Below are 7,716 nucleotides of genomic sequence, written 5' to 3'. Positions count from 1 at the left end.
CGACAGTCTCGCAAGACTCGAATTCCGGCTTCTCGCCTAGCAATTGCGCCGGAATGCCGGGCGGTTCCCGAGCCCGGTTGCGGCTGCACGCCCGCGTCACGCCGATCCGGCAGCAAGGCGTGCATCGTTCGATTTTGGTGCCGTCCTCTGCCAACGCCTTTTGCCTCCGCGCGCGCTCTCCGTTAGAAGGCACGCGACGATCCGGCCGCGAAACCTGGCCCAGGGATCGAGGAGTGACGACGTGGCACTGATGCCGGTTACCGAGGCGCTGAGCGCGGTTCTTGCGGGCGCCGAGCCGTGCCCGGAGGAAATGGTTGCGCTGGACGCGGCCTTTCACCGGGTGCTGGCGCGCGACGTTCCGGCTCTCCGCACCCAGCCGCCGCAGGCGATGTCGGCGATGGACGGGTATGCGGTGCGTGCGGCCGAGGCCTCTGCCCCCGGGACCCGTCTGAAGGTGATCGGCGAGGTCGCGGCCGGCCGGCCGTTCGACAGGGCGCTCGGCGCCCGCGAGGCCGTGCGGATCTTCACCGGCGGCGTGATCCCCGTCGGCGCCGACGCCGTCGTGATCCAGGAAGATACCGTGGCCGATGCTGGCTATGTCACCCTCACCGAAGCCGCGCGGCCGGGCCGGCATATCCGGCCTGCGGGAATCGACTTTCGCGCGGGCGACGTACTGCTGGCCCGGGGTATCCGCCTCACCGACCGCGATCTGTCGCTGGCCGCCGGCATGAACCATCCCGAACTGCCGGTGCGCCGGCGGCCCAGGGTCGCGCTGCTCGCCACCGGCGACGAGCTGGTGATGCCGGGGAAAACCCCCGGCCCCGGGCAGATCGTCTATTCCAACGGCTACGCGCTGCGCGCGCTGGCCCGCCACGAGGGTGCCGAGGTGATCGATCTCGGCATTGCCGCCGACACGCTGGACGCCACCGTGGCCGGCATCCGCCGCGCCCGCGACGCAGCCGCCGATATCCTGGTCACCACCGGCGGCGCCTCGGTCGGCGACCACGACCTCGTCAAGCGGTCGCTGGAAGCCGAGGGCGTCGAAATGGCGTTCTGGAAGATCGCGATGCGGCCAGGCAAGCCGATGATGCACGGGCGGTTGGGCGCGATGCGGGTGATCGGCCTGCCCGGCAATCCCGTGTCATCCTATGTCTGCGGCTTTCTGTTCCTGGTGCCCTTGATTCGCGCTTTGTCCGGGCGATCGGCGGTCCAACACGCCCATGAGACCGCGCTCTTGGGCCGCGATGTCGGCGCCAACGATGTGCGCGAAGATTATCTGCGCGCCCGGCTGGAGCGGCGCAGCGACGGCGCGCTGATCGCCATTCCGGTCGACCATCAGGATTCCTCGCTGCTTGGAAATCTCGCTGCGGCACGGGCATTAGTGATCCGTCCGCCGTTCGCGCCGAAGGCTCTGGCCGGCTCCGCTTGCGACATCCTGCGGCTGCCGGCCTGACCCTTTCCGTCGGGGCAAAAGCGGATTTCGTTGACCCAAAATTAAGTGGTTGCGGAACACATATGGAACATATAGTGTTCGTTCATGATTTGTTTCGAGTGCTGGTGTCTACGAGTGAACGTCACCTGACTCCGGAGTGCTGATTTCGAGACCCGAAATCGAGCGGCCCCTGTCAGGCCTGAGCTTAAGCAAATTGGGGATTGGTCGAGATGCTCACGCGCAAACAATATGAACTCCTGCGATTCATCAGCGAACGCCTGAAGGAAAGTGGCGTTCCGCCCTCCTTCGACGAGATGAAGGACGCGCTGGATCTGCGCTCGAAGTCCGGCATCCATCGCCTGATCACGGCGCTGGAAGAGCGCGGCTTCATCCGCCGCCTGCCCAACCGCGCCCGCGCCATCGAGGTCATCAAGCTGCCGGAGCTGTCGGGCGGCGCCAACAGCCGCCGTGGCTTCACGCCCAGCGTCATCGAGGGCACGCTCGGCAAGGTGCGGTCCAGCAGCAGCGGTTCGGAGAGCGATGGCGAGCGCCCGGTGGCCGTGCCGGTCATGGGCCGCATCGCCGCGGGTACGCCGATCGAGGCGCTGCAGACCCGCAGCCACACAATCAGCGTGCCGCCGGACATGCTCGGCTCCGGCGAACATTACGCGCTCGAGGTGCGCGGCGACTCGATGGTGGATGCCGGTATCCTCGACGGCGACATGGCGCTGATCCAGCGCAACGAGACCGCCGATACCGGCGACATCGTGGTGGCGCTGATCGACGACGAGGAAGCAACCCTGAAACGCTTCCGCCGCCGTGGCGCCTCGATCGCGCTGGAACCGGCCAACGCCTCCTATGAAGTCCGCATCCTGCCGCCGAACCGGGTGAAGATTCAGGGCAAGCTTATCGGGCTGTACCGGAAGTACTGAGCGACGTTTGGGCGGGAATGCTCGTAATTCCGGGACGAGCCGTTACACGGCGTCATTCCGGGATGGTCCGAAGGACCAGACCTCAGATGCGCAATTGCGCATCGGGGAATCTCGAGATTCCGGGTTCGCGTCTTCGCCGCGCCCCGGAATGCTGGAGCACGCAAAAACGCATTTGTGATTGGGGTCGAAGACCCGGGCCGCACAATTGCCCACAAGCGGGCAAAAGCTCCTCCTCTACTGTCCACTCTGATAGAGGCCTGCGCCTCTCAGCGGCGCCGGTTGGCTATCTCGAACGAGGAGCGATCCGATGTGTGACTATAGTCTGCACGCTGTAGCGACGCGACCGGCCAAGGTCGGAGAGACGCTGATCACCACGACATTCCCCGGCACTTCGACACGCGGTTTCGCCAGCGAGAGCGACCCCAATGTCGCGGTGTGCATGCTCCCGGGAACGGAACTCGCGTTCGCCAAGAACGTCAGATATGACAACCGCTGGATCTGGACCCGCGAGGTCGGTTTCCGCGTCGGCAAATTCGTCCAGATCGACCGCCATGTGCCGGACCGTCATCATGACGCGATCGGGTTTCCTGACGACACCCATGTGCTGGTGACACTGCTCTGCGAAGGCCAGCGCGCCACCGTACTGCAATTGCCCGTGGTGGCGCAGCCGGCGACCGAACGGGCGCGACCCGCTGCCGCCGTCGCGACAACGCCGACGCCGCTTTCCGCCGGCTGAAATGAATTCAACGGATCGCTCGAATGCCCGCCGGTTTCGGCCGGCGGGGAATTTTGTGCGTGCCCAACCGGACGGGCTGGACTGGCAGGCTGAACCGACAAGGCTGGACTGACAAGGCATGACCGACAGAGCGGGGCTGACGATGGGGCACGGGGAGGACGCGCGCGCCCAAGAGCTGCATAATCTACGGCTCGCGCTGGCGACGTTCGCCTTGCAGCTGGATGCCTTCGAAATGCGGGCGAGTGGCGCCTTGCTCGCGGCCCGCCGGGAGGCTTCAATCTCCGCCTCGCGGCCCGACCGGTTGCGGGATGCCGAAGGGGGAAATGATTGAGCGTCAACAAGGTCAGCTGGCAGCAAATCGGGCACGTCACCGCACCCGGCCGATACATGTTCAGGTTCGGCTGGCTGACGGTCGCAGCGGAGGATCTTGCGGTCTGGGAGCAATTCCCGGACGCAGTGTTCGCGCTGGTCAAGACGGCGTCAGCGACCGCCACCGACGACAATGAGGAATTTCACCTGGGCACGTTCGAGCTCAAGGATAGTCATTCGCTGACGGAGAAATAAGGGGCGTCATTCCGGGGCGGTGCGAAGCACCGAACCCAGAATCCAAGGATTCTCCGATGTGCAATTGCATATCGGAGTTCGCGCTTATGCGCCCCCCGGAATGGCGGAGCAGCCTCAATCCTCCGGCTGCTGATCCGCTTCCGCCGGCGTGGCGTCGACCGGCCGCGCGGCGGCCGGACGCGGCGCCAGTGTCGTCTCGGTCTCCGCAGCGCCCGCGACCGCGGGCGACCAAGGCCGGTCGACGCCGCGCAGCCTGACCGCGTCGACGGCAAAGCCGTCGCGCCTCCGCCACAGCGCGGTGGCGCCCTGCCCGCGCAAGCGATCGCCCGACATCACGGCGGATGGACAGTCCGGCGGCGCCAGCCGCGCTGTCACCACCAGCGCGGCGCGCTCGCAATCGTCCGCCAGCGCTTCGGGCTTGAGCGCCAGCGCCACCATGCCGCCGCCCGCCATCGGCGTCACGCAGCCGGCCTCGTCGCAGGAGGCGCCGTCGGCGAGCGAGGCATCGGTGGGCAGCCTCGGGTCGGCGTCGGCGGCGAGCCACTCCTTGAGCAGGAACGCATCCTTGGCGCTCCGCATCAGATGCAACCGCCCGTCCGGGCCGCGGACGCCGACATTATGGCCGTCGGCGGAGATCAGGACATCCGGCTGCGGCACCACCACGGCCCAGATCACCGAAACCGCCAGCACGGCCGCGCCCGACCAGCGCAGCGGCGTCCGCAACAGGCCGAGCAGGACGATGCCGATGCTGGCCGCGATCAGCGGCCCGATCCCGAACGCGGCCATGCGGCCGATGGCGCCGGGCAGGTTCGCCACCCATTGCGTCACCGCGATCATCCAGTCGATGCCGAGGCCCATCAGCCACCAGAACACGCCGTCGAAGCCGAAGGGCATCGCGGCGAGGCCGAGCAGGCCCGCCGGCATCACCAGCGCCGATACCACTGGCATCGCCGCCAGATTGGCGAGCACGCCATAGGGCGTCACGCGATGGAAATGGAAGGCGGCGTAGGGCGTGGTCGCGAGCCCCGCCACCAGCGAGGCCAGCGCCAGCGTCATGATCTCCCGCCCGCCCCACAGGGCCACCTTCGCGGTTGCCGAGTTGTCGGGCGAGGCGAACAAACGCGGCATGCCGATCTGCACCAGCGCCACCAGCCCAAGCGTGGCCGCGAACGACATCTGGAAACTCGGATGCACCAGCGCTTCCGGCGCAATCGCCAGCACGATCATCGCCGCGACCGCGAGCGTGCGGAAGGTGATGGCGCGGCGGTCGACCATGACCGCGATCAAGACCACCGCCGTCATGAAAAACGAACGTTGGGTGGCGACCTCGGCGCCCGACAGCAACAGATAAAACAGCGCGGCGGCGAGCGCCGCCGCCGCCGACCATTTCTTGATCGGAAATCCCGTCGTGAGCGCCGGGATCAGCGCCAGCAGCGCACGCACGGCGAAGAATACGACGCCGGCGACGACCGCCATGTGATAGCCCGATATCGACAGCACATGGCCGAGCCCGGAGATGAACATGGCGTCGTTGACCGGTGTCGTGATCGCGTCGCGGCGGCCGGTCAACAGCGCGGTCGCGATCGCGCGCTTGTCGCCGTCAAGCGTGGTCCGGATCCGCGCATCGATCGCGTCGCGCAGGTTCTGCATGAAGGCGGCGTAACCCAGCGACAGCCCGCCGCTCTCGGGCGGCTCGGTGGCCTTGATCGCGCCGGTGACAAAACCGGAGGCGCCGATACCCTGAAAATACATGTCGCGGCCGAAATCGTAGCTGCCGGGCCGCATCGGGGAGAGCGGCGGCTGCAGCCGCGCCTTCAATTCGACGAAGCTGCCGACCGCGGGCGCGGTGCCCTTACGCACCGACAGCCGGACGCGCTCCAGTCTTATCTGCGAGCGCGGGCTTTCCATCGACGCGACGCGCAGGACAAAGCGATCGGTGCGCTCGCGGATATCGCGGGACTCGACAAAACCGGTCAGCGATACCGAGTACATCGGCCGCGCCAGCACGCCGTGGGCGATCCGCGCCGTCTTCCAGGTCGCCGTGGCAAAACCCGCGGCTATCGCGGCGATCATGACAGCGACAGGAAACAACTTCTGCCGCCGCAGCAGAAACGCCGCCAGGCAAAGCCCCGCCGCGGTGACGGCGGCCACCGACAAGACCGGATCATGATCGGCGGCGAAATAGAACGCGATGCCGGTGCCGAATGCCACGGGAACCCAAGGCAACAGCCGCCCGGCGCCGGCCTCGGCGCGGACCCATTCGCGCAGTTTCGCGGCGAATGACGACCAGGAGCCAAGACCGGAGGGAGCGAAGCCGCCGGCCCGCGCCGCCTCGCGCGGCGGCCATGTCCCCGCGATCCCCTGCGTCTGGACCCTGCCCCGCTCCGCCATCCCGGTACACCCACTGATCCCGTCCGGACCCCGATGCTATCGGAAGGTGCGACGGGGCGGATAGCCGGAACGAATGCAGAATTTTGGGGAAAGACGGGCGGCGTCTCGGACGGCCGCTTCACGAACCAATCAGGGCTCCCGCGCTTCTTGCCGAGCGAGGGCTCCTGCCTCGCGCACCACTTCCTTTGCGAGCGCGAGGGCAAAGCGCGGAGCCGACGAGCTGCAGCCGGCTGGCATCAGACCGGACGGGACATCATTCCCGAAGGGCGAACTGAAAGCGCAATCGATTGGCGATGTCTTCAACTCGCCTTTGATATCCGATCAGATCGCCGGGAGACGAAATGACTGTCGGCTGCCAACCGTAAGCATGGTCCCTGCGGATCTCGATATCCAACTCTCTTACACCCAGCGCAGAGACAATCATGTCGGATAGCTGCGCGGCGGTTCTGAGTTCCTTGGCCATTGATCCATCACCCCTAAAAAATGCCCCGGAGCCCCGACCTGATTTTACGGCTCGCTCTCTGATTCCCGCCAGTCCGATAAATTTCTCTTCGTAACGGCAGGCGGTAACTCGGTCCGGGGTCACGCCCTCAAGCCGCCCGAATCGTAATCGCACCTTGCCGTCATCGACGCGGCGGCATCGATGGCTCCAGACTTCCGCCTCATCGCGATTCAACCTCAACCACTGAACCGATGGGGCGGGTTCTTTGTGGCTGTCGTATCCAATGCATCTGCGACCATTACGGTCGATGCCTGGAAAGCGATCCGGCGCGCCGTCTCAAGCCGAGCCCTCAAAGCGAAATCCGCGCGCGAGTTCCTGAGCCGCCGGCTTCCGATCGTTAACCTTTGCTAACGGCGTGCGGCTAAGATTTGCGAATCAATCGGGGCTTCGCCCCTCAGGGATTTGGCCATGCCGCGCAGGATCATGCTGTCCGTTGTTGTAACAGCGATCACGGCCATGACCGCTGGCGCTGCCGATCTGCCGACGCAAAGCCGGCTGGGCAAGATATTTGCCGAGCCGACCGCGCAGACCAGGGTCGAGGTGGTTCGGGGGCGCGAATATTCGGGGCCGATCATTCCCTACAGCAATCTGCCCAATCCCGTCTGGAATCGCGGCGTCTATAATTACGGCTCGTCCTGGTCGTATTATGATGGCGGCCCTTATTACGGCGGCGCCTCGCCGAGCTTCATCCGCCTGCCCTATGTCTGCGGCCTCTACGGCTATTGCTTCTAGGAACGCCGGCACGCCGCTAGAGCAGCGGCGCCTGGGACGAGACGTGATGGCTGACGATTTTCCAGTCGCCGTCCTCGCGGGCAATCACCCAGGTGATCTTGACCGACAGCGGCGCGGCACCCTCCTCGACGACGAACGTCGCGGTCGCGGCAAAGTTGATCAAATCGGGATTGACCTGCGCGATCGTCCGGTCGGTGAATTGAACGGTCGGTGAACCCCAGCGCGGCAGCGCGTTGAAATAGGCTGCAACACCTTCATTGCCGCGGTACAACGACGACTTCGACCCGAAAAAGAAGACGTTCCTAGAATACAACGATGCAAGCGTTCTGGCGTCGAGCCTGTTGAACGCGGCCGACCATTTCTCGATGATGCCGGAAACCGTGCCGTCGGCCGCGCTTTGCATTGGATGCCCCCCGTCAAATCCGGT

The 7,716-nt window shown here is 65.9% G+C and carries 9 protein-coding genes; 6 read left to right on the top strand and 3 right to left on the bottom strand.

What is annotated here, in order from left to right; all coding sequences use genetic code 11:
• Positions 1-241: 241 nt before the first annotated feature.
• From glp to QZ213_RS04540, 5 genes are all read left to right on the top strand, one after another.
• Positions 242-1,453 carry a gephyrin-like molybdotransferase Glp gene (gene glp, locus QZ213_RS04560; protein WP_291684869.1) on the top strand — a complete coding sequence of 404 codons (1,212 nt, stop codon included), beginning with the start codon at positions 242-244 and terminating at the stop codon, positions 1,451-1,453.
• A 209-nt stretch (positions 1,454-1,662) separates the two neighbouring features.
• Positions 1,663-2,364 (top strand): transcriptional repressor LexA, encoded by a 702-nt coding sequence (lexA, locus tag QZ213_RS04555; RefSeq protein ID WP_291684868.1) that lies wholly within the window; start codon positions 1,663-1,665, stop codon positions 2,362-2,364.
• 307 nt (positions 2,365-2,671) lie between these two features.
• The gene (locus QZ213_RS04550) at positions 2,672-3,100 is read left to right on the top strand and encodes a hypothetical protein (RefSeq protein ID WP_291684867.1); all 429 of its coding nucleotides are present in this window, start codon (positions 2,672-2,674) and stop codon (positions 3,098-3,100) included.
• Between the two features lie 118 nt (positions 3,101-3,218).
• Positions 3,219-3,431 carry a hypothetical protein gene (locus QZ213_RS04545; RefSeq protein WP_291684866.1) on the top strand — a complete coding sequence of 71 codons (213 nt, stop codon included), beginning with the start codon at positions 3,219-3,221 and terminating at the stop codon, positions 3,429-3,431.
• Complete coding sequence (locus tag QZ213_RS04540; protein WP_291684865.1) at positions 3,428-3,664, top strand: hypothetical protein; 237 nt, start codon at positions 3,428-3,430, stop codon at positions 3,662-3,664. The genes QZ213_RS04545 and QZ213_RS04540 overlap by 4 nt, the downstream gene beginning before the upstream one ends.
• Positions 3,665-3,778: 114 nt before the next feature.
• Here the strand turns inward: QZ213_RS04540 and QZ213_RS04535 are convergent, their stop codons facing one another.
• Complete coding sequence (locus tag QZ213_RS04535) at positions 3,779-6,055, bottom strand: ComEC/Rec2 family competence protein (protein ID WP_291684864.1); 2,277 nt, start codon at positions 6,053-6,055, stop codon at positions 3,779-3,781.
• A 253-nt stretch (positions 6,056-6,308) separates the two neighbouring features.
• Positions 6,309-6,518 (bottom strand): hypothetical protein, encoded by a 210-nt coding sequence (locus tag QZ213_RS04530; RefSeq protein WP_291684863.1) that lies wholly within the window; start codon positions 6,516-6,518, stop codon positions 6,309-6,311.
• Positions 6,519-7,013: 495 nt separating this feature from the next.
• On the opposite strand from QZ213_RS04530, the gene QZ213_RS04525 reads away from it, so the two are divergent.
• Positions 7,014-7,289: a hypothetical protein gene (locus QZ213_RS04525; RefSeq protein ID WP_291684862.1), complete on the top strand. Its 276-nt coding sequence runs from the start codon at positions 7,014-7,016 to the stop codon at positions 7,287-7,289.
• Positions 7,290-7,305: 16 nt separating this feature from the next.
• Here QZ213_RS04525 and QZ213_RS04520 read toward each other — a convergent pair whose 3' ends face one another.
• Entirely contained in the window at positions 7,306-7,692 is a 387-nt protein-coding gene (locus QZ213_RS04520; protein WP_291684861.1) for a nuclear transport factor 2 family protein, read from the bottom strand.
• Between the last annotated feature and the right edge of the window lie 24 nt (positions 7,693-7,716).

Source organism: Bradyrhizobium sp., from assembly GCF_017881085.1.
Lineage (GTDB): Bacteria > Pseudomonadota > Alphaproteobacteria > Rhizobiales > Xanthobacteraceae > Bradyrhizobium.
The sequence above is the reverse complement of the archived record's forward strand: the minus strand, read 5'-3'. Positions and strand labels throughout refer to the sequence as shown.

Bases quoted from the DNA above. Each gene is read 5' to 3' on its own strand.
- lexA (WP_291684868.1), top strand. From the start codon at position 1,663: ATGCTCACGCGCAAACAATATGAACTCCTGCGATTCATCAGCGAACGC.
- QZ213_RS04550 (WP_291684867.1), top strand. From the start codon at position 2,672: ATGTGTGACTATAGTCTGCACGCTGTAGCGACGCGACCGGCCAAGGTC.
- QZ213_RS04545 (WP_291684866.1), top strand. From the start codon at position 3,219: ATGACCGACAGAGCGGGGCTGACGATGGGGCACGGGGAGGACGCGCGC.
- QZ213_RS04535 (WP_291684864.1), bottom strand. From the start codon at position 6,055: ATGGCGGAGCGGGGCAGGGTCCAGACGCAGGGGATCGCGGGGACATGG.
- QZ213_RS04530 (WP_291684863.1), bottom strand. From the start codon at position 6,518: ATGGCCAAGGAACTCAGAACCGCCGCGCAGCTATCCGACATGATTGTC.
- QZ213_RS04525 (WP_291684862.1), top strand. From the start codon at position 7,014: ATGACCGCTGGCGCTGCCGATCTGCCGACGCAAAGCCGGCTGGGCAAG.
- QZ213_RS04520 (WP_291684861.1), bottom strand. From the start codon at position 7,692: ATGCAAAGCGCGGCCGACGGCACGGTTTCCGGCATCATCGAGAAATGG.